18 protein-coding genes and 1 pseudogene are annotated in these 20,291 nt (G+C 73.9%); 14 read left to right on the top strand and 5 right to left on the bottom strand.

Going from position 1 to position 20,291, the window contains the following annotated elements; all coding sequences use genetic code 11:
- The first annotated feature begins 155 nt into the window (after window positions 1–155).
- From ACIPM1_RS25010 to ACIPM1_RS25025, 4 genes are all read left to right on the top strand, one after another.
- Entirely contained in the window at window positions 156–530 is a 375-nt protein-coding gene (locus ACIPM1_RS25010; protein WP_402438393.1) for an ATP-binding protein, read from the top strand.
- A gap of 211 nt (window positions 531–741) precedes the next feature.
- On the top strand, window positions 742–2,115 hold the full coding sequence (locus ACIPM1_RS25015; RefSeq protein WP_402438284.1) for a rhodanese-like domain-containing protein: 1,374 nt from the start codon (window positions 742–744) through the stop codon (window positions 2,113–2,115).
- Between the two features lie 147 nt (window positions 2,116–2,262).
- Complete coding sequence (locus ACIPM1_RS25020; RefSeq protein WP_402438287.1) at window positions 2,263–2,850, top strand: class I SAM-dependent methyltransferase; 588 nt, start codon at window positions 2,263–2,265, stop codon at window positions 2,848–2,850.
- Between the two features lie 392 nt (window positions 2,851–3,242).
- Entirely contained in the window at window positions 3,243–4,232 is a 990-nt protein-coding gene (locus tag ACIPM1_RS25025; RefSeq protein ID WP_402438290.1) for a mechanosensitive ion channel family protein, read from the top strand.
- A gap of 25 nt (window positions 4,233–4,257) precedes the next feature.
- Here ACIPM1_RS25025 and ACIPM1_RS25030 read toward each other — a convergent pair whose 3' ends face one another.
- The gene (locus tag ACIPM1_RS25030; protein WP_356195644.1) at window positions 4,258–5,985 is read right to left on the bottom strand and encodes a hypothetical protein; all 1,728 of its coding nucleotides are present in this window, start codon (window positions 5,983–5,985) and stop codon (window positions 4,258–4,260) included.
- 226 nt (window positions 5,986–6,211) lie between these two features.
- Between ACIPM1_RS25030 and ACIPM1_RS25035 the strand changes: the two genes are divergently transcribed.
- The 5 genes and pseudogenes from ACIPM1_RS25035 to ACIPM1_RS25055 all read left to right on the top strand — a co-directional run bounded on the left by ACIPM1_RS25035 (window position 6,212) and on the right by ACIPM1_RS25055 (window position 10,165).
- Complete coding sequence (locus ACIPM1_RS25035) at window positions 6,212–6,631, top strand: cell division protein SepF (RefSeq protein ID WP_356195646.1); 420 nt, start codon at window positions 6,212–6,214, stop codon at window positions 6,629–6,631.
- Between the two features lie 104 nt (window positions 6,632–6,735).
- Window positions 6,736–7,992 (top strand): AAA family ATPase, encoded by a 1,257-nt coding sequence (locus tag ACIPM1_RS25040; RefSeq protein WP_402438293.1) that lies wholly within the window; start codon window positions 6,736–6,738, stop codon window positions 7,990–7,992.
- Window positions 7,989–8,324, top strand: a pseudogene (locus tag ACIPM1_RS25045) (nucleotide pyrophosphohydrolase); the annotation flags it as partial. The gene ACIPM1_RS25040 and the pseudogene ACIPM1_RS25045, both read left to right, overlap by 4 nt.
- A gap of 386 nt (window positions 8,325–8,710) precedes the next feature.
- Window positions 8,711–9,181 carry a DUF6099 family protein gene (locus tag ACIPM1_RS25050; RefSeq protein WP_402438296.1) on the top strand — a complete coding sequence of 157 codons (471 nt, stop codon included), beginning with the start codon at window positions 8,711–8,713 and terminating at the stop codon, window positions 9,179–9,181.
- A 60-nt stretch (window positions 9,182–9,241) separates the two neighbouring features.
- Entirely contained in the window at window positions 9,242–10,165 is a 924-nt protein-coding gene (locus tag ACIPM1_RS25055) for an LLM class F420-dependent oxidoreductase (RefSeq protein WP_402438299.1), read from the top strand.
- Between the two features lie 218 nt (window positions 10,166–10,383).
- On the opposite strand, the gene ACIPM1_RS25060 is transcribed toward ACIPM1_RS25055, so the two are convergent.
- From ACIPM1_RS25060 to ACIPM1_RS25075, 4 genes are all read right to left on the bottom strand, one after another.
- On the bottom strand, window positions 10,384–10,662 hold the full coding sequence (locus ACIPM1_RS25060; RefSeq protein ID WP_402438302.1) for a hypothetical protein: 279 nt from the start codon (window positions 10,660–10,662) through the stop codon (window positions 10,384–10,386).
- A 27-nt stretch (window positions 10,663–10,689) separates the two neighbouring features.
- Entirely contained in the window at window positions 10,690–11,094 is a 405-nt protein-coding gene (locus ACIPM1_RS25065) for a nuclear transport factor 2 family protein (protein WP_402438305.1), read from the bottom strand.
- Between the two features lie 15 nt (window positions 11,095–11,109).
- A complete protein-coding gene (locus ACIPM1_RS25070; RefSeq protein WP_402438308.1) occupies window positions 11,110–12,075 on the bottom strand; it encodes an NAD-dependent epimerase/dehydratase family protein in 966 nt (321 codons plus the stop codon).
- A gap of 97 nt (window positions 12,076–12,172) precedes the next feature.
- A complete protein-coding gene (locus ACIPM1_RS25075) occupies window positions 12,173–15,019 on the bottom strand; it encodes an alpha/beta fold hydrolase (protein ID WP_402438310.1) in 2,847 nt (948 codons plus the stop codon).
- A gap of 961 nt (window positions 15,020–15,980) precedes the next feature.
- On the opposite strand from ACIPM1_RS25075, the gene ACIPM1_RS25080 reads away from it, so the two are divergent.
- From ACIPM1_RS25080 to ACIPM1_RS25100, 5 genes are all read left to right on the top strand, one after another.
- Window positions 15,981–16,763, top strand: a complete 783-nt coding sequence (locus ACIPM1_RS25080) for a DNA-binding response regulator (protein WP_402438313.1) — start codon at window positions 15,981–15,983, stop codon at window positions 16,761–16,763.
- Window positions 16,764–16,798: 35 nt separating this feature from the next.
- Window positions 16,799–17,590 carry a LuxR family transcriptional regulator gene (locus ACIPM1_RS25085; RefSeq protein ID WP_402438316.1) on the top strand — a complete coding sequence of 264 codons (792 nt, stop codon included), beginning with the start codon at window positions 16,799–16,801 and terminating at the stop codon, window positions 17,588–17,590.
- Between the two features lie 238 nt (window positions 17,591–17,828).
- Entirely contained in the window at window positions 17,829–18,743 is a 915-nt protein-coding gene (locus ACIPM1_RS25090; RefSeq protein ID WP_402438319.1) for an ACP S-malonyltransferase, read from the top strand.
- A 31-nt stretch (window positions 18,744–18,774) separates the two neighbouring features.
- Window positions 18,775–19,527: a thioesterase II family protein gene (locus ACIPM1_RS25095; RefSeq protein WP_402438322.1), complete on the top strand. Its 753-nt coding sequence runs from the start codon at window positions 18,775–18,777 to the stop codon at window positions 19,525–19,527.
- Window positions 19,524–20,282 carry an IclR family transcriptional regulator gene (locus ACIPM1_RS25100; protein ID WP_402438325.1) on the top strand — a complete coding sequence of 253 codons (759 nt, stop codon included), beginning with the start codon at window positions 19,524–19,526 and terminating at the stop codon, window positions 20,280–20,282. The genes ACIPM1_RS25095 and ACIPM1_RS25100 overlap by 4 nt, the downstream gene beginning before the upstream one ends.
- Window positions 20,283–20,291: the final 9 nt, after the last annotated feature.

Below are 20,291 nucleotides of genomic sequence, written 5' to 3' on the forward strand. Positions count from 1 at the left end.
CCCGCCGCCTGACGCGGTCGGCTGCCCAGCAGGAGTACGGCGTGAGCTACGTGACGTGTCCGAGCCCCGGCGGGGCGTCCCTCGGTGTGGACGAGCCGCCGAGATCCGAGCGCCTCCGCGAGAGGGTGTCCCCCGGTACCGGGCGCGTCCTGGTGGTGGCCGCCCTTCAGACGTCCCCGCACGCCGTGTCCCGTTTACGCCGGCTGGCGCGGGCGGTGGCGCGCGGCCGGGGGCTGTCCGCCGCGGCGCAGGAGGCGCTCGCCGTGATCGTCAGCGAACTGGCGACCAACGTCGTCCTGCACAGCGGCAGCGCCGACCTGACGATGATGCTGCAGAGCGACGACGCCACGCTGACGGTGTCGGTGCGCGACCGCGGGCGATGGCGGGAGCGCCCCTCGCCCCGGTGCGAGGAGGCCGACATGGACGCCGAGTTCGGCCGCGGGCTCGCCCTGGTCGACGCGTACTCCGTGGACAGCACCGTGCGGTCCTCCGACGAGGGCACTCTGGTGCGGGCCGTGATCGCCCTGTAGCAGACAGTCACCGTCCGCCGGGTCCCCACCGCACTCCCAGGGATACCCAGGGGGGTATTTGACGCTCGCGCGTCCGGGCGGTTACCGTGCTGGTTATATACCCCCCTAGGTATATGAGGGTGTGGTGAGCCGGCGGCGCGCCGGAGCTGCACGGAGTTCGACGGGGGCTGGCGGCCGATCGCCGGATCAGCCCGTGTTCACGGAGGTTTCTGTGTTCTTCGCCCAGTACTACCTGGACTGCCTGTCCCAGGCGTCGTACATGATCGCCGACGAGAAGACCGGCCAGGCCGTGGTGGTGGATCCGCGACGCGACGTCACCGAGTACCTGGCCGACGCCGAGGCCCGCGGCCTCACCGTCGTCGGCGTCGTCAACACGCACTTCCACGCGGACTTCGTGGCGGGGCACCTGGAGATGGCGGCCCGCACCGGCGCCTGGATCGGCTACGGGCGCCGCGCCGAGACCGAGTACCCGGTGCGGCACCTCGCGGAAGGGGAGCGCGTCAGCCTCGGTGACGTGACCCTGGAGATCATGGAGACGCCGGGGCACACGCCGGAGTCGATCAGTGTGCTGGTGTTCGAGCGGGCCGACGACGCCGTTCCCTACGGTGTGCTGACGGGAGACGCCCTCTTCATCGGCGACGTGGGCCGGCCGGACCTGCTCGCCTCCTCCGGTGTGACGGCCGAGGAACTGGGGGCGATGCTGTACGACAGCGTGCAGCGCAAGCTGATGGGCCTCCCGGACGAGGTGCGGGTCTTTCCCGCGCACGGAGCGGGATCGGCGTGCGGGAAGAACCTGTCGTCCGAGAAGCAGTCGACCATCGGGCAGCAGCGTCTCACCAACTACGCCTGCTCGCCGATGAGTTCCGACGAGTTCGTGGCCCTGGTCACCGCCGGCCAGTCGGCCGCGCCGGGCTACTTCGCCTACGACGCCGACCTCAATCGGCGCGAACGGGCCCTGTACGACCCGGCCGTGGCCCCCAGGCCCCTGACGGTCGAGGAGTTCCTCGCCCGCCGCGCCCGGGGTGCGGTCGTGGTCGACGCCCGTGACCCGCAGGAGTTCGGCGCCGGGCACCTGCGCGGGGCCGTCAACGTGCCCGCCGACGGACGCTTCGCCGAGCAGGCCGGCACCGTGCTCTCGCCGGCCGACGAACTCCTCGTCGTCGCCCCGGAGAACCGGGAGGAGGAGATCGTGACCCGGCTGGCCCGTATCGGGTTCGACCGTGTCGGCGGGTACCTGCGCGGCCCCGACGACGCCCTCGCCGGGCTGGGCGCGGAGGTCACCCCCGCCAGCCGCCTCACGGCCGCCCAGCTGCGCGAGGCGCTGGGCGAGGACAACCCGCCGCTCGTCATCGACGTGCGCTCCTGCGGCGAACGCAGCGCCAACGGGCAGATCGACCAGGCCCTGCACATCCCCCTCGGCGAACTCCCCTCGCGGATCGGCGAGATCGAGACCGGACGCCCGCTCGTCCTGCACTGCGCGGGCGGCCACCGCTCCTCCATCGCGGCCAGCCTGCTGCGCCACCGCGGATTCGAGGACGTCTCCGACGTCCTCGGCGGCTACGGCGCCTGGGCGGCGACCGCCTGAACCCGCCCGCTCCGGGGCGGCGTCGTGCCGCCCCGGAGCCTGCCGGGGCACGGGTTTGCCGTTCCCTTAGCGTGGAGAGGGGTCGGCCGGTCCGGTCCGCCGCACGGGCGGGAAGGACGTGGTGGACCGGAGGAGCGAGGAGGAGACATGGACGCGGACGCCTGGGACGAGCGCTACCGGGCCGCGGAGCGCGTGTGGTCGGTCGAGCCGAACCGGTGGGTGGCCCGGGAGACCGCCGGACTGCGCCCCGGGCGCGCGCTGGATCTTGCGGCGGGGGAGGGGCGCAACGCCGCATGGCTGGCGAGCCGGGGCTGGCGGGTCGACGCGCTCGACTTCTCCCCGGTCGCGGTGCGCCGGATCGAGGAAGCGGCCGGGAGGTACGAGGGGGCGGTGCGGGCCGCGGTGGCCGATGTCACCCGGTACACGCCCGAGGAGGCCGCCTACGACCTGGTCCTGATCTCCTACCTGCATCTTCCTCCGCCGGAGATGGACCGGGTGCTGGCGAGCGCCTGCCGCGCCGTGCGGCCGGGCGGCACGCTCCTGCTGGTCGGCCATGACGCCGACAACCTGGAGCACGGCACCGGCGGTCCGCGGGACGCACGGGTGCTGTCCAGCGTCGAGCGGGTGCGGGCGGTGTGGGAACCGTGCGCCGAGCTCGTCGTGGCCGAGGTGGCCCGGCGTCCGGTCGGCGACGCGGTGGCCCTCGACACGGTGGTCCGCGCCGTCCGCCGCTGACCCCGGCCGGCACCCCCGGGGCCGTGCCCGCGTGCGGCTCATGGCCCGCACGCGCGGCATCTCCTCGACCGGCCGCCCCCGGCCGCGCTGCGCGACCGCCGACGCCGGCCATGCTCACGGCCCCGTCCGTGTGGTCAGTCGTCCCCCGCCCCCTCGGGCCGGGCACTTCCGGCCGGCCGGTGTCCGCGCGCCACGTGCCGGACTCGGTCACCACCCGCGTCTTACCGCACGGCCCCCTGTCCCCGGCAGCGGTGGGCGACTGAGCCGCGGCCGCCTCGCCGCCCGATCCCGGGGACATCGCGGGCGATGCCGGTGTCATGACCGCACGTGGTTGTGGGTAGGCGCGGACGACGTCAGCGCAACACCCCTCCAGGAACGGAGCACACGAGTTTATGGCGCACCTACCTGAGCTGGCCGGTGCCGCGAACGCGGCCGTCGCGATGCCGCGGTGGATCAGCGACCACACCGCTGCCCTGATCGGGATTCCGCTGCGGATCGCTCTGATCGTCATCGTCGTCGCGCTGGTCAGGATGCTGGCGAAGCGGGCGATCACCCGGGTCGTCCAGCACATCCTGCAACCCGCCGAGGAGGGTGCCCAGGAGGCACGGCGCAGGAGGGGCCGGGGGCCCGCGGTGCTGCACCGCGACAGCAGCCGGGCCGGCGAGCGGCGCCAGCAGCGCGCGCGCACCATCGGCTCCGTCCTCAGCAGCGTCGTCTCCATCGTGCTCTTCGCGGTCGGCGTCGCCATGGTGCTCGACCAGATCGGCATCGCCCTGGGCCCGGTGCTCGCCAGCGCCGGTGTGGTCGGCCTCGCGATCGGCTTCGGCGCGCAGAACCTCGTCGCCGACTACCTCTCCGGCATGCTCATCATGATCGAGGACCAGTACGGCGTCGGCGACTCCGTCGACCTCGGTGAGGCCGTGGGCGAGGTCGAGCACGTCGGCCTGCGGCTGACCCACGTCCGCGACCTCAACGGCGGCCTGTGGCACATCCGCAACGGCGAGATCCAGCGGGTCCGCAACGACAGCCAGGAGTGGGCCCGGGCCGTCCTCGACGTCGCCGTGGCCTACGAGGCGAACCTGGACGAGGTCTACCGGGTCCTGGAGGAGACCGGACACGCCATGCGGCAGGATCCGGCGTTCGCGGGTGTGCTGCTGGAGGACCCCTCGGTGTGGGGCGTGCAGTCCCTGGACGCGGACGGCGTGCTGGTGCGCCTCGCGGTCAAGACGGTGCCGCTCAAGCAGTGGGGGGTCACCCGCGAGCTGCGCCGCCGGGTCAAGGAGGCCCTGGACGCGGCCGGCATCGACATCCCCTTCCCGCAGCGGACCATCTGGCTGCGCAGCGACGACGGCACCACCACCTCCCTCGCCGAGCTGCGCTGACCGGGCGGGTCCGCCCGGCGCACGGTCATCCCCGCTGTCGCGCCGTCAGCCGGATGTCCTGGCTCGACAGGGTCTGGGGCACGGCCGTGAAGGCGCGCAGACGGATGCGCGCGCCGGGGCGGGGGACCGGGTACCGGCCGCCGGGAGCCCGCAGTTCGACACGGGCGGTGGTGTGCGCGGGGATCTCGGCCGGGCCGCGCGCGAGGGACCAGTAACGGGTCATCGCCTGGCCCGTGGTGAGCATGAAGTGCGGGGCCAGGGCGCTGTCGCCGGTGTTGGTGACCTGAAGGGCCAGCCCGGTGACGTACCCGGCGGAGGCCCTCCGCACCGATGTGACCCGCATGGCCAGCGGCGGGCGGCCCGTCGCGGCCACGGTCGCGCTCACCAGCGCGGGCAGGAGCAGGAGGACGGCCGCCGCGATCCGGGCCGGCCGACGGTGCCGGCCGGACAGCGGGCCCGGCCGGGGCTGCCAGGCCCCGGCGAACTCCGAGGGGGGCGCGGTGACCGCGGCCGCCAGCCACAGCGGCGCCATCATCAGGTAGTAGCCGTCCTGGGACCGGGTCGCCACGAAGAAGGCGCACCAGGGCAGGACGGTCGCCGCCGGTCCCAGACGCCGGACGAAGAGCACGAAGAGGGCCAGCAGGGCCGCGGCCAGCAGCAGGCTGGCGTGCGCGTACCAGTCCAGGCGGTCGCTGCCGTCGGTGAGGTACAGCGAGACGTCCACCAGGCCCTGCCCGTGCAGCACCGCGCCCTGCGTCAGCGGCAGCGCGACGCCCGACAGCCAGGGGCCCGGTTCGCGCACCACGAAGTAGGTGTCGGCCAGCAGCCATACGGTGACCGCGACCGCGATGACGCGCAGTACGACCAGCCCGGCCCGCCGGGGGCCCAGTTCCCCGCGGCGCACCGCGTAGATCCCGGCCAGCAGGAACGGCGTGAGGAACCACGGCAGTTGCTGTGCCGCGCAGGCCGCACCCAGGCAGGCGGCCCGCGCCAGGCCCGCCGGGCCGAGCCGGCCGCCCCGCCCGATCCGGGGCCAGCGCACCACTACCGGCACGAGCAGGGCGAGGGCGAGGATCGCCGGGTAACCCTGCCGCCCGTAGGTCGGCAGGAACCCGAAGCCGAGGCACACCATGGTCGCCGCCGACCGCCACGGCACCGGCAGCATCCGCCACAGCACGACCGCGCCCGTGACGAGCGCCCCGGTGCCCATCGCCGTCGCGGGCGCGCCGCCGTGCCCCAGCCACAGCAGCGGAGCGGTCAGCCAGATCGCCAGCGGGGGATAGCCGTACGTGAAGTCGTAGCCGCCGTGCACCGTCGGCGTCAGGGCGATGTGGTGGGCGTGGAATAGCCAGGGCCACGGCCGGCCGTAGACCGGGTGCCCGGCGGTCAGTTCCCGGGCGGCCTGGGTGGTGAGCACCGCCTCGTCGCCGCCCGCGTGGTTCATCGCCCACGCGCACAGGACGAGCGCCACCGCCGTCGCCAGCACGCACAGGTCCAGCCGGGCCAGCGACCGCGTCCGGCGCACCACCAGGGCGAGCACCCCGCACGCCAGGATCGAGGCGTAGCAGAGCGAGATGACCGCGGCGACGGGCAGCCGGTGCGAGGCGGCCTGCGTCCACACGGCCCGGGTGCCTATGAACAGGCTGATGTCGGCGAGCAGGGTGAGGACGCGGTGCCACTGGGCGGGACTGTCCGGTGGGGACGCCGCCGGCCGGGCCGGCCTGCCGGGCGCCACCAGGTGCTTCTCTGCCACGTGCACGGCACCGGACGCTAACCGCGGCCGGTGAGCGGGTCGTGACAGGAGATGAAAAGTCCGGTGTGAGGCCGGTAAGAAGCCATGTTCGGGCCGTAACCGCTTCAACGCGGCGTCAGGGTCGTTCCGGGCGCGCGGCGGTGGAAGGCGGAGGATAGTTCGTCGCGCACCGTGTCGCTGTTCGGCCGAACGGGTGACTTGGCGTAAGAATTGGCTGGTGCACGCGATGAGTACGAGTCAGGTCAGGGGGGAGCCGGTGAACAGCCACGACGTCACCGATGAGCAGTGGGAGGGGCTCGCCCAGGTCGTTCCGCTGCGCGGCCGGGACGCCTGGCCGTCCGCGGTGGACCACCGAGTGCGGCCCGACGCGGAGACGGAGACCCGCCGCCGTTTCGTCGTCCTCCGGGTCAATGTGTTCGCGGACGCCCGCGACGTCGCCGAGACGCTGATGGCGGGGGTCCCGGTGCTGCTCGACCTCACCGGCGCCGAGACCGAGGTCGCCAAGCGGGTCCTGGACTTCAGCACCGGGGTCGTCTTCGGGCTGGCGAGCGGGATGCACCGCGTCGATCGCAACGTGTTCCTGCTCACGCCCCCCGGAACCGAGGTCAGCGGGCTCATGGAGGGCGCGGCGGTCCCCGGCGTCTAGGACGGAGGGGCCCGGCGGGGACGCCCCCCGATCCGTCCCCCGATCGTAGGAAGATCCCCGGGCGGAACGGTTCGTCCTCCGCGGGCTCTCCTACCGTCCGGGACATGACCGTGCCACCCGCGTCCGCCCCCGCCCCGTCGTCGTCCCGGACGCCGGGAGCGGAGCCGGCCTCTCCGGCTTCCGCGGCTTCCCCGGCTTCCCTCGTGCCTTTCGACGGCCCCGAGGAACGTCCGGCCCGCCGGGAGCGCCCGGACCGCCCGTGCGTCGTCGAACTGCGGCTCTCCGCGTTCGCCGGGCACCGCGGCGCGCGCCTCCCGCTCGGGCCGCTCACCCTGCTCGCCGGGCCCAGCGGGTCCGGCAAGACCACCGCGCTCACCGCGTACGAGGCACTCGCCCGCCTCGGCGGCGGCGCCGAACTCGGCGCGGTCTTCCCCGACCCGGTCGCCTGCGTGCCCGAACGGGCCCGCCCCGACGCCCAGCGCCGCCGCGGCTTCCGCATCGGCTGCACGGTGGACGGCCCCGAGGGGCCGGTCCGGCTGGACGTCGCCGTCCAGGCCGAGCCGGAACTGCGCGTCGTGGGCGAGCGGCTGACCGGCGGGGGGCTGGTCCTGCTGGAGACCGCGCTGCGCGACCCGGGGCGCCGCACCGTGCAGGCCGCCTGGCACACGGCGGGCTCCTCGCCGGTGACCCGCGCGCCGCTGCCCGACGACCGGCTCGGCACCGCGCTGCTGCCGCTGCGGGTGGCCGGGAAGACCGACGGGCAGCGGCAGGTGATCGCCGCGGCCGAGCAGACGGTGGTGGCCCTGCGGTCGGTGTTCGCCTGCGACCCTTCGCCCGCCCGGATGCGTGAGCCGGTGCCGGCCGGAGCCGGGCGGCTCCTGCGGGGCTGCGACAACCTCGCCGACGTGCTGTGGCGCACCCGCGCCGAATGCGGGCGGAGGCACGCCCGGCTCGTGGCGGCGGTGCGTGCGGGCTGCGCCGGGCCGGTGGCGGACGTGCTCGCCGAGCCGGCGGACGGCGGGCTGGTCCGCGCGGTGCTGGACCGCGGGGACGGGGTGCGCACCGGGTTCGAGCGGCTGGGCGACGGCGAGTTGCGGTACGCGGCGCTTGCCCTGGTGCTGCTGACCGGGCCGGGCGTGCTGGAGGTCGACCCGGCGGGCGAGGTGCCCGCCGCCCTGCAGACCCTCACGGTCCTCGCCGACGGATTCGACCGGGGACTGGACCCCCGGCAGCGGGCCGGGCTGCTGCGGCTGGCGGCGGAGATGTGCGCACGTGGGCACATCCGGCTCACCGGCGCGGTGAGCGACGCGTCGGGGGCCGACGGGGTGCCCGGGGCGAGGGTGGTAGACCTGGTGCCGTGACGAAGGACTCCGAGCGGCCGCTGGACGCGGCCGGGTTGCAGGCCCGGCTGGCCGAGTTCGCGGCCGCCCGCGGCTGGCAGCCGTACCACACCCCCAAGAACCTGGTCGCGGCGCTGAGCGTGGAGGCCTCCGAACTGGTCGAGATCTTCCAGTGGCTGACGCCCGAGGAGTCGGCCCGCGTCATGGCCGACCCGGAGACCGCGCACCGGGTGACCGACGAGGTGGCGGACGTCCTCGCCTATCTCCTCCAGCTCTGCGAGGTGCTCGGCGTCGACCCGTTGGCGGCGCTCGCCGCGAAGATCGACCGGAACGAGCGGAGGTTCCCGGTGCCGGGGGAGCCGGAGGCGACGGGCGCTCCGGAGGCTCCGGATGCCGCGGGACCTCCGGACACGGCGGGGACTCCGGATGCCACGGGAACTCCGGATGCGGCGGGGACTCCGGATGCAGCGGGGACTCCTGGCTCCCCGGAGGCGCCGGGCGCCGCCGGCGCTCCGGGCGGCATCGCGGGGGCTCGGGCCCGCGAGGGCGGGCGACCCTGAGGGGAATTGAGGACTCCGTTATCACTCTCCGGAGTCATCAAGCAGTCCGCTACCGATTTGTTGTCCGCAGATTTCCGCCTTCCTCTGGCTTTTCGCCCCAGACCACTTCACTCTGGGTAGTGAACAAGGGAGTTCGGGCGGACGTGCGATGAGCACGTCGGGAGAGACGGGGACAGCGCATGGAAGCGGTGCGGCTCATCCTGGCGAGCAGACGTGCCCTGGCGGGGAGCGGCGACGCCTCCGCGATCCTGACGGAGGTGTGGCAGGCGCAGGCCCTGGCACAGGCGATAGGCAGCCGGCTCGCGGTCTCGGGCCCGCCCGAACTGCGCGGGGAGGCACTGGGGCTGACGGAACTGGCGGGCCGGGGCTGCGGGGTGCTGGACGTGCCGCACCTCGACCCCGGGGATCTGCGCGCGGCCCAGCTGACCGAACTGGACGACGCCCGCCAGGCTCTGCTGTGCCTGGACGGCCTGCTCGGCGACGTCGGCATATCCCTGGTCGGCATAGCCAGCGCGGCGGCCGACGAGGGCGTGTACTGGCAGTGCATGGAGGCGATCGACGCGGCGGACGAGTCCCGGGACCGGGTCCGCGAGATGCTGCGGAAACTGGCGGCCCGCGAGGAGGCGCTGCCGGAACGGGAGCCGGGCTAGATGCCGGGACGGGAGCCCGGCGAGCGCGGGAACGGGAGCCCGGTCGGGCAGGATGGAGACATGGATCTTCGCATCTTCACCGAGCCCCAGCAGGGGGCCTCCTACGACACTCTGCTCGCCGTGGCGAAGGCCACGGAAGACCTCGGGTTCGACGCCTTCTTCCGTTCGGACCACTACCTCCGCATGGGCAGCGTGGACGGCCTTCCCGGCCCCACCGACGCCTGGATCACCCTGGCCGGACTCGCCCGCGAGACCAAGCGCATCCGGCTCGGCACGCTGATGACCGCCGCCACCTTCCGGCTGCCCGGAGTGCTCGCCGTCCAGGTCGCCCAGGTCGACCAGATGTCCGGCGGCCGGGTCGAACTCGGCCTCGGCGCGGGCTGGTTCGAGGAGGAGCACAAGGCGTACGGCATCCCCTTCCCCAAGGAGAAGTTCGCCCGCCTCGAGGAGCAGCTGGCCATCGTCACCGGCCTGTGGGCCACGGAGGTCGGCACGACCTTCGACTTCCACGGGACGCACTACGACCTCACCGGGTCGCCCGCGCTGCCGAAGCCCGCGCAGGCCCGGATCCCGGTGCTGATCGGCGGGCACGGCCCGACCCGCACGCCGAGGCTCGCCGCCCGGTACGCCGACGAGTTCAACATGCCGTTCGCCTCCGTCGAGGACAGCGAGCGCCAGTTCGGCCGGGTGCGGGCCGCCGCCGAGCAGGCCGGCCGCGGGCCCGACGCCCTGATCTACTCCAACGCCCTGGTGGCCTGCGTCGGCCGGGACGACCAGGAGGTCGCCCGCCGGGCCGCCGCGATCGGCCGCGAGGTCGACGAGCTGAAGGCCAACGGTCTGGCCGGCTCCCCGGCCGAGGTCGTCGACAAGATCGGCCGCTACGCAGAGGCCGGCTCCCGGCGGATCTACCTCCAGATGCTCGACCTGCAGGACCTGGACCACCTGGAGCTGATCTCGTCCCAGGTCCAGACGCAGCTTTCGTAGCGTCCGCGGACGCCCCGCCGGACACTCCGCTCGCCCCGGGCGAGCGACCGCCCCGGCCGCCCGAAGGAACGGCCGCCCGGGCCGCCCGTGGCACCCGCCGCCGGTAGGTCCCCGGCCGCTCCGGCCGACCCGTACGAACGGCCGGCCCGGGTTCCCCCGGACCGACGGCCGCCCCGCCCCACCGGCCGGGGCGGTCGGGGCGGGGCGACTCGCCCGGCTCACCACGCGGTGCCCTCCCGCAGGCACACGGGTGTTCCGTCCAGCGCGGCCGCACGCAGGACGGTGAGTGTCGGCGGGGACGCGGCGAGTGGGGTGCCGGGCAGGTCGGCGAGGTCGAACCCGCCGTGCCCGTCGTGCTCGGGGCCGAGCCGGACGGCCGTGCCCGACGCGCCGGGGAGAGTGCCGCCGGGGAGCGTGCCGCCGTGGAAGAAGCAGTCGAGGACGGGGCCGGTGCCGAGGACGTCCACGCGGTGGTTCCCGCCGATCAGCAGGGGCACGGGCCCGGCGCCCGCCCGCGGCGCCGGTCAGCGTTCGATGAGGCGGTGGAACAGGACCGTGTCGAAGACGTCCTCCATCCGCACCGCCACGCCGTCGCGCAGCGTCCAGGAGTGGATGAACGGCAGGGTCTGCGTGGCGCCGCGCACCGAGGTCACCTCCCGGACGCCGAACACCACCACCCGGTCGCCGGCGGACACGAACTCCTGCGGCTCCAGGCGCATTCCGCCGAGCACGGTGGGCACGTGGGCCAGGAACTCCTTGACTCCCGCGTGGCCGCGCTTGGTGCCGCCGAGGCCGTACTCGGCCATGCCGTCCGGGTGCACCCACTCGACCTGCGGGTCCAGGGTGTCCAGCAGCGCGCCCACGTCGCGGGTGTGGAAGGCCTGGTAGGCGCGCTGGATCAACTGCAGATTGAGGTCGCTCGTCGCCATGCCGGTCGTCCTTTCTCAGGCTCCGAGGTGGGCCGGGTGGAGGGCGCGCAGGGTGCGCTCGATGCCGTCCCGCCAGCCGACGCGGCAGGGGCCGGTGAGGCTGCGGCGGAGGGTGGGGTCGAACTGGTAGGTCTCCCGGGTGACCGCGCTCGGCACGAGGTCGGCCCGCACGCCGGTGAGCGCCTCGATGTGCCGGACGCAGTCGGTGACCCCGACCGCCTCGTCACCGCCCCAGTTCACCAGCGTCGCCGGGGCCGCGGCCGCCCGCCACAGCCGGGGTACCTGGTCGACGAGGTCGTCGGTGTAGAGCGGCGAGCACCAGTTCTGCCCCCGCAGCGGTACGGCGATGGGCTCCCCGGCCAGCATCCGGCGGAAGTACAGCATCGGCACGCCGCCGTAACCGCTTGGCCCGTAGGCGATGTTGAGGCGGGCGATGGTGGTGGGCAGGCCCAGCACCTGGGCGAAGGCGCGCACCGCTCCCTCGGTGGCGAGCTTGCCCATCGGGTAGGCGGGCAGCCAGTCGACGGCGCCGTCGACCGGGTCGTCCTCGGTGTACCGGTGGTCCAGGGTCTGCCGCCGGTACAGGGCGCCGGTCGAGACGTACAGGAACGCCTCGGCGGTGCGGCAGTGGCTCATCAGACGGCCGGTGGCCACCGCGTTGGTCTCCGCGGTGGCGTTGAAGTCGCCGTCCTCGCCGCGCCGGACGGCCGAGTGCAGCACGTGCGTGAAGTCCTCCGGCACACCCTTCAGCGCGTCCGGCGAGGGGTCGGCCATGTCCCACCGCCAGGTGGTGACGCCCCTGTCCTGGAGCGCGCGCTCGACGGCCGGGTCGCCGAAACGGCCCAGGCACCACACGTCGTTGTGCTCGGCCAGCGCCTCCGCGACCGGTCTCGCGACCTGACCGGTGCCGCCGGTGATCAGGATTCTGGCGCCGCGCGGTGCGGACGGGGCCTGCGGCGTGATCGGTTCGTGCGGGGTCATCGGTCCTCCGGGGTCTCGCGCTCTGCGGCGTCGTGGGGTTCGCCGGCGTGGTGCGGTGCTGGGGCGCCGTGGCGTTCGGCGGTCTCGGGCCGCGGGGTCATCGGGTGTCGGCGCGCCGGTTCGCGAGCGCGTCCGCCTCGGCCAGCCGGTGGTCCAGCTCACGGCGCAGGATCGCCTGGAAGTCCGCCACGTGCCGGGGACTCATCAGGGTGTAGTGCTCGCCGGGCACCTCGATGTAGCGGTTGGGCTCGGTGGTGAACTCGTCCCAGCGGCGCAGTTCGTGGTCGAGCCAGTCCTGTTTCGTGCCGCGCAGCGGGATCGCGTAGAAGACGCTCATCGAGCCCACCGAGCCGCTGGGCCGGTAGCCGCGTCCGAGGTCGGTGAGCGCGTCGGCGAGCTCGGCCCAGGCGGCGAACTTGGCCGCGTCCAGATCGAGTTCGGCGAGCCGGGTGGCAGGCGCCAGCGCGATCAGCCGGGCGATCTGCTCCTCGCGGGGGAGGTCGCGCAGCAGGCCGGGGAGTTCGAGGCTCTGCTTCTTGTCGATCAGCGCGAGGAAGAAGGCCAGGTTGGCGGCCGTCTCGACGAAGTCCAGTTCCTCCATGCGGTACTTGATGTGCGGCGGCAGGTTGAAGCTGCCGACGAAGTCGACCCGCTCGCCGCGCGCCCGGAGCACCTTGGCGATCTCGAAGGCGACCGCGCCGCCGTACGAGTAGCCCGCCACCGCGTACGGCCCGTGCGGCTGCTGCCGCTGGATGGCGTCCGCGTAGCAGTCCACCATCTGCTCGAAGGTCGCGAAGGGCTTCTCGCCCTCGTTGAAGCCGCGGGCACGCAGCGCGTAGAACGGGCGGTCTCCCACGAAGTACTTGGCGAGGTTGACGAAGACCAGGACTTCGCCGACCCCGGGGTGCACGCAGAACAGCGGGGTCTTGTTGCCTCCGGTCTGGAGCGGCACCAGCGGGTCGTACGGGCGGGCGCCGGGCGCGGTGTGCCCGTCGAGCCGGGCGGCCAGGGCCCGGACCGTGGGTGCGGTCAGGACCGTGACGACCTCCAGGCCCCGCACGCCGAGCCGCTCGGCGACCCTGCCGCGCAGCCGCAGGATGTCCAGCGACGTGCCGCCCAGGTCGAAGAAGTTGGCGGTGGCGCTGACGGTTTCGGGGTCGGCGTCGAACAGTTCGGCGTAGATGCCGGCGAGCACCCGCTCGGTCTCGCCCTCGGGGGCCGTGTGGCCGCCCAGCATCCGCAGGGTCAGCTCCTCGGCGGCCCGGCGCTCGCAGTCGTACGCGCCGGACTCCAGGCGCTGCCGCATCAGCGCGCGCTGGATCTTGCCGAGGCTGGTCTTGGGGAAGGCGTCCGCGGGCAGCGGCAGCACGAGCGCGGGACGGAAGCCCCAGTGCATCACCACCGTGCTGCGGATCGCCGTGATCAGCCGGTGCAGCGCGGCGTCGTCGGCGGCGCCGGCGCCGGGTTCGGCGTCCGGGGCGGTTGCGGTGGTGCGGGTGACTCCCGGCTCGGGGGCGAACGCGATCACGAGCTGCTCGGTGTCGCTGCCGGACGGGCGGAGGGGGAAGGCCGCGACATGGGAGCGGGCCACCCCGTCGAGCCGTTCCAGGGCGGACTCCACGTCATGGCTGAAGTAGTTGACGCCATTGACGATGATGCTGTCCTTGCTGCGGCCGACCAGGGTCAGCCGCCCCCCGTCGAGGTGGCCCAGATCGCCGCTGCGGAACCAGCCGTCGGCGGTGAACGCCTCGCGGGTGGCCGCCGCGTTGTTGTGGTAGCCGCGGGTGATCACGGGCCCCCGGAGCTGGAGTTCGCCGACCTCGCCCTCGGGCAGCGGACGGTCGTCCGGGCCGGCGACGCGGATGTCCAGGCCCTCGACCGGTGTGCCCAGGTTGGCGAACTCGGCGCCCCGGTCGGCCTCGGGGAAGGCCTTGCGGGAGTACACGCTGCCCGCGCAGGTCTCCGTCATCCCGAAGGCGGGCCACAGCGCGTCCCGGGCCAGCCCGTGGGGCGCGAAGCGGTCGAGGAACGCCTCACCGGTGGCGACCACGACGGCCTCGCCGCCGCTGACGATGTGGCGCAGCCGGGACAGGTCGAGCCGCTCGCCGGTTTCCCGCAGCCGCCCGGCCGCCGCGTTGACCAGACCGAGCAGGAAGTTTGGGGTGAAGGTCATCGTCACGCCGTGCCGGGAGATCAGCCGCAGGAACTCCAGCGGGTCGCCGAGCACGACGGGCGCCTCCACGTGGAGCTGGCGGCTGCCGGTGGACAGCGGGAGCAGATGGCACTCCAGCAGGGCGGCCACATGGTCGAAGGAGACCCAGTTCAGCGTGGTGTCCGCGGCGGTCAGCCGGTGGTGGCCGTTCTTGGCGGTCATGGAGGCCAGCAGATTGGCGTGACTGAGGACGACCGCCTTGGAGTGGCCCGTGGACCCCGAGGTCAGCACGAGCAGGGCGGTGTCCTCCGGGTCGGCCCGGTGGAACGCCTCCGCGGGGGTCTCGTCCGCGCCGTCGAGGCTCTCCACGGTCACCACCGACAGGCCTCGCACCGACGGCAGTTCGGCGGCCAGGGCCTCGGTCACGACCAGCAGCGGCGCGTCGAGCAGCTCGTTCACATGGGCCAGCTGGGCGCCCCACCGCTCCCGGTCCCCGCGCAGCGGTGCCATGGGGCAGGGGACGAAGCCGCCGAGCACGGCCGCCCAGAACGCGGGCAGGAACTCCTGCGGGCGTTCCAGGATCAGCACGACCCGGTCGCCCGGACGCAGCCCCTCGGCCCGCAGCCCGGTGAGCAGCCGGGCCGCCTCGGCGAGGAGCCCCGGATACGGCAGGTCGAGGTGGCCCGCGTCGGCCGGGCCGAGACAGTGGCGGACGCCGGAGGACGGGTGCCGCTCGGCGGCGTCGAGGAGCAGGTCGGCGAGGGAACGCGCGCTGCGGGAGGGGGAGTTCACGGTCGGCTGTCTCCTGGGCTTCGAGGTGCGCCGGGTCTTCGGGGCGCGCCGGCGGATGCGGAAAGGGACGTGACTGCGACTGTGCTTCGGATGGTGCGGCGGGACTTCGCGTGCCGTGCGGCGGGGCTTCGGATGCGGCTGGACGGGATTTCGGATGCCGTACGGCGAGGCTTCGGTGCCGTGCGGGGGACTTCGGACGCGGCGGGCCGGCGCTTCAGATGCGGTGGGCCGGCGCCGCGGGTGCCGTTCGGGGGCCGCATTCTCGGCCACCCGTAATTCCCCTGGGCGGTTGCCGGAATACCCGGTGCGGGACCCCTCCCCGGAGGGTGGGGCGGGCGATGAACTCCTGGCGAACATTGGCCGACCGCATTCGGTCCGCGCTCACCGGTTCCGTCTCTCCGCGGAGGTGGTGATCGTTTCCGCTGTACCGTCCGGCGCTGCGTCGCCCCCGTTCGACATCCGAATCCGCGGTGTCCGGAAGTGGCGTGATTGTGTGCCGGGCGGCCCCCGCGTGGCTTGTGGTCACGCAGTCACCGTAGGCTCGGCCGTGGGCGAACTTCGTTGTGGGTAACGGTGTTTGGCCGGAACCGGACAGACGTACGATGCGTCGTCGAGGGGGTGGCGGGCTCCGGGACGGAAGCGGAAGCGGAAAGTCAACTTCTGTAGTCCGTGTGCAGCTTGCTGTCAGAGTGGCCGGAAAAAAGCCGCCCGTGCCGGGAAAAGCGGGACAGCGAATAAGGGCCTCTCGTGATCTCCCCCGGTGCGGGATTCGTTGACTGGTTCTGAGCCAGCGAACTAGTGTCGGAGCGGAGCCGACCCATAGATGCCGCACGCCGAAGAGTTTTTCTATTGAACAGTTTAAGACTCATGTTCTTGGTGCGGGGGCGACGGGGTCCGTCGGCTGCCGGCACGGGGTGTGCGGGGGACTTGAGCAGGTCCCGGGAAAACCAAGGGGGAGCAAGTGACAGGTGCTGTCATCGACTCATCAGGCGCGGAGGGCGCGGAGGAACTCGCCCCGGGCGCCCATGCCGCGCATGTCGAGGAGACCCTGCTGCAGGCCCGGGCCCTCATCGAGTCCACCGTCTCCCTCTACCGGAACCGGCCCTCCGGCGGCCCGGACGGGACGCACACCAGCGTCACGGCGCTCCGCGAGACCCTCGCCCAGCTGCTGGTCGACGCGCGTCACTCGGTCTGCATCGCCCTGTCCTCGGCCGACGAGTTCAGCGACACGGTGAAGGAACTGCTGGCCGAGCGGGAACCGGGCCCGGTGGTCCGGGTGCTGTGCGCGACCGCGGTCGCGGACTGCTCCCTCGCCCGGCTCAGCGCGGTCCCCGGCTCCCGCTTCGAGATCCGCTGCTCCGAGGGGGAGTTGCGGGACGCCGTGGTGGTGGACGGGGCCCGGGCCCTGGTCCGGGCCGCTCCCGGCGACGGCGGCTCTCCGGCGATCATGGTCACCGACACCGCCGCCGTGCGCGCGCTGGAACTGCTCTTCGCCGGCACCTGGTCCCGCTGCCGGCGGCTCGACGAACACCTCGCCCTCAGCCCGCGGCTGCACAGCGAGCTGACCCGCCGGATCCTGGAACGGCTGCGGGCCGGCCGGACCGACGACGCGGCGGCCCGCGAACTGGACGTGTCCCTGCGCACCTACCGCCGCCACGTCGCGGAGATCATGCGCGAACTCGGCGCCACCTCACGCTTCCAGGCCGGAGCCCGCGCGGTGGAACTGGGGCTCATACAGAACTAGAAGGTCAAGAAAACGGGGAAACGGGGGAGTACGAGGTGCCCAACGGGCCTGAGGACGAGTTGGAGCAGGCGCTCCTGCAGGTGCAGAACCTGATCGAGTCGACGGTGGCCATCCACCGCGACCGCAGCCTCCAGGAGCAGCAGATCACCGTGGTCGACGGCGGCTACCGGGAAGTGCTGGCCCTGGCGGAGGAGTTCATCACCGGGGCGAGAAGGACCATCGACATCGTGCACGCCCGGATGCCGGGCTCCGAGGAGGAACCCGATCGCGGCGAACTGACCGAGCGCCAGCTGATCTACCGTGCCGCCGAGTCGGTCTCGGCCCGGTTGCTGACCAGCCCCGCCCTGGTCGACGAGGACTTCGTCCACGAACAACTGGCCCTGGAGAGACCCGTGGCCATCCGCATCGCGCGGGTGCCACCCCTGCAGGCGCTCATGGTCGACGGAACCGTCGCCCTCGTCGTCGCCGAGTCCGCCGTGGGCCGCCGCGCCTCGGTGATCCGGGCGCCGGAGCTGATGCACACCCTGCGCACCCTGTTCGAGAACGTCTGGCGCAACGCCGTTCCGGCGGGCGAGCGCATCGTCTTCGGCAGCCGGGACCGCGGCGCCCTGGCCCGTCAGATCCTCGGCGCGCTCTGGGCCGGCGTCACCGACGAGGTGGCCGCCCGCGACCTCGCCGTGTCCGTCCGCACCTACCGGCGCCACGTCGCCGAGATCATGGCGCTGCTCGGCGCCAACTCCCGCTTCCAAGCCGGAGTCAGGGCCGCGGAACTGGGCCTGCTGCCGCCCGCCGCACCGCCCGGCGGGGCGTCCTCCCGCCGTCCGTGACCGGCGCACTGGCAGCTTCCTGAAACTCTTGTTGCCGCCCCCGCGCACCGGCAGTTGTATGGAGCCCGAGGAAAGGGATTCGCCCCGGGAGGGGCATGACGGAATTCCTTCCCCGGCGGCTTCCGAGAATCCCCCGCTCCCTGTGCCGCCGGTGAGCGGGGACCCGTGCGCCTCCATACCCGCACGGGTCCCCGCCCCTCCCCGGTGAATTCGCGCGGAAGGCGGGACCATGAGTCGCATGCCGATTGCCCTGCTGTTCCCCGGTCAGGGAACGCAGAAAGAGGCCATGGGTGAACCCTGGCGGGACACCCCCTCCTGGGAACTCACCCGGGACATCTCCGAGGTGACCGGGGAGGACCTCCCCGAACTCCTGCTGCGCACCCCCGGCGACCGGCTGCGCCGTACCGACCTGGCGCAGCTCGCCGTCTTCACCGTCTCGGTGATCGCCCACGCCGAGGCGGTGCGCCGGGACGCGCTCGGCGGCCGGCCCGTCGCCTGCGCCGGGCACAGCCTGGGCGAGTACGCCGCCCTCGTCGCCGCCGGGGCGCTCACCGTGCCCGCCGCGGCCGCGCTGGTCGCCGCCCGGGGCCGGGCCATGCGCAGGGCCGCCGAGGCCAAGGAGGGCGCCATGGGCGTCCTCGTCGCCGCCCCGCTCGCGGAGGTGACCGCCCTGACCGGGCGGATGCGGGCGGACGGCTGCGAGGTGTGGGTCGCCAACGTCAACGCCCCCGGCCAGACCGTGGTGTCCGGCTCCGTCGAGGGCATCGACCGGCTCGCCGGCGAGGCGCCCTCCATCGGCGCCAAGCTGATCCGGCTCCAGGTCGGCGGGGCCTTCCACAGCCCGTACATGGCCCCCGCCGCCGACGCCCTGCGCGCAGCCCTGAAGGACACCGCCTTCGCGCCCGCCCACCTGCCGGTCGTGGCCAACGTGGACGCCGGGGCCCACGCCGGCGACTGCGACTGGCCCGCGCTCGGCACCCGCCAGCTCACCTCCCCGGTGCTCTGGGAGCAGAGCGTGCGCACCCTCGTCGGCCCCCTCGGCTGCCGCCGCCTCGTCGAACTCGGCCCCGGCCGCACCCTGGCCGGGCTGGTCCGCCGGATCTCCCCGGACACCGAGGTCGTGTCGCTGGACGGGCCGGGCGCCCTGGACTGACCACTTCCACGCCGTCAGGAGACCACCCACCATGGCACTTGGCACCAAAAGCATCTGGCTGCGCCGGTACGCCGGCCCCGCCCCGCCCCGGCTGCGCCTGCTCTGCCTCCCGCACGCCGGCGGCTCGGCCGGCTTCTTCCACAGCTGGGGGCACGCCTTCGGCGACGACGTGGAGGTGCTCGCCGTCCGCTACCCCGGCCGGCAGGAACGCATCGCCGAAGAGCCCTTCACCCGGGTCGAGGACGTCGCCGACGCCCTCGCCGACGAGCTGTCGCCCTACCTGGACGTCCCGCTGGCCGTCTTCGGCCACAGTATGGGCGCCTCCATCGGATACGAGCTCGCCCTGCGGCTCCAGGCACGCCACCACACCGCCCCGGCCCTGCTGATGGTCTCCTGCCGCAAGCCGCCGCACCTGCTGACCCCGCGCACCGCCGCACTCGCCGACGACAGCGCGCTGATCGCCGAGGTCGGCCGGCTGGGCGGCACCGACGCCGCGCTCCTCGCCGACCCGGACCTGCGCGAGCTGGTGCTCCCCGCGATCCGCGCCGACTTCACCGCCGTCGCCCGCTACACCGCCCGGCCCGGTCTCCCGCTCGACTGCCCGGTGACCGGCTACGTCGGCGCGAGCGACCCGGACATCCGGGCGGACGAGGTAGCCGCCTGGGCGGGCCTCGCACCCCGCGGCTTCGACCTGAGGGTGCTGCCCGGCGGCCACTTCTACCTGGTGGACCAGCGCACCGCTCTGGTCGCGGACATCCGCGCACGGCTGGCACCGCAGTGGTGAGCACCGCGACCCGGCCCGGGCAGACCAGCGGGGTGGGCGTACTCGACAAGGCGGCGGCGCTGCTCGACATCGTGGAGGGCGGCCCGGCCACCCTCGGCGACCTCGTCTCGTTCAGCGGCCTGCCCCGGCCGACCGTGCACCGCATCGCCCTCGCCCTGGAGCGGCTCGGGCTGCTCACCCGCGACCGGCACGGGCGCTGGGTGCTCGGCCCCCGGCTCGACGCCGCCGCCATCGGCGTGCACCACGACCGGCTGGCCGGGGCCGCCGGACCGGTCCTCGCCGAACTGCGGGCACGCACCGGCCTGGACGCCCGGCTCTACCGCCGCCGCGACGGCCTGCAGATCTGCGTCGCCGCCGCCGCGGACCCGGCCGGCCGGCCCGGCGCGGTGCCCGTCGGCGCGATCCGGCCCGCCTCCGCCGGCCCGATCGCCCAGGTGCTGCTCGCCTGGGCGGAACCCGACGAGCTGTACCAGGGCCTGCAGTCCGCGCGGTTCACCGCCGCCCAGCTCACCGTCGTACGCCGCCGCGGCTGGGCCTACGGGCCCGACGCCGTGCCGCCCGGCAGCGTCTCCTACGCCGTGCCCGTGTGCACCCGGGACGGGCGGATCGCCGCGGCCCTCGCTCTGACCGGGCCCGCCGCGCGGATGCCCGAGGCGCCCACGCGCACGCTCGGCGGCGCCATGTTCGACGCGCTGGCGGGCCTCGCCGACGCATTGCTGCGGCTGCGCGAGGAAATGCGCCCGGCCGGCTCCTGAGAAACACCC

The sequence above is a fragment of the Streptomyces sp. NPDC086766 genome (assembly GCF_044746005.1).
In the GTDB taxonomy this organism is placed as follows: domain Bacteria; phylum Actinomycetota; class Actinomycetes; order Streptomycetales; family Streptomycetaceae; genus Streptomyces.

Excerpts from the sequence above, each read along its gene's own strand:
- ACIPM1_RS25065 (WP_402438305.1), bottom strand. The coding sequence starts at position 11,094 with ATGGCGACGAGCGACCTCAATCTGCAGTTGATCCAGCGCGCCTACCAG.
- ACIPM1_RS25095 (WP_402438322.1), top strand. The coding sequence starts at position 18,775 with ATGGCACTTGGCACCAAAAGCATCTGGCTGCGCCGGTACGCCGGCCCC.
- ACIPM1_RS25090 (WP_402438319.1), top strand. The coding sequence starts at position 17,829 with ATGCCGATTGCCCTGCTGTTCCCCGGTCAGGGAACGCAGAAAGAGGCC.
- ACIPM1_RS25025 (WP_402438290.1), top strand. The coding sequence starts at position 3,243 with ATGGCGCACCTACCTGAGCTGGCCGGTGCCGCGAACGCGGCCGTCGCG.
- ACIPM1_RS25055 (WP_402438299.1), top strand. The coding sequence starts at position 9,242 with ATGGATCTTCGCATCTTCACCGAGCCCCAGCAGGGGGCCTCCTACGAC.
- ACIPM1_RS25040 (WP_402438293.1), top strand. The coding sequence starts at position 6,736 with ATGACCGTGCCACCCGCGTCCGCCCCCGCCCCGTCGTCGTCCCGGACG.
- ACIPM1_RS25020 (WP_402438287.1), top strand. The coding sequence starts at position 2,263 with ATGGACGCGGACGCCTGGGACGAGCGCTACCGGGCCGCGGAGCGCGTG.
- ACIPM1_RS25070 (WP_402438308.1), bottom strand. The coding sequence starts at position 12,075 with ATGACCCCGCACGAACCGATCACGCCGCAGGCCCCGTCCGCACCGCGC.
- ACIPM1_RS25050 (WP_402438296.1), top strand. The coding sequence starts at position 8,711 with ATGGAAGCGGTGCGGCTCATCCTGGCGAGCAGACGTGCCCTGGCGGGG.
- ACIPM1_RS25035 (WP_356195646.1), top strand. The coding sequence starts at position 6,212 with ATGAGTACGAGTCAGGTCAGGGGGGAGCCGGTGAACAGCCACGACGTC.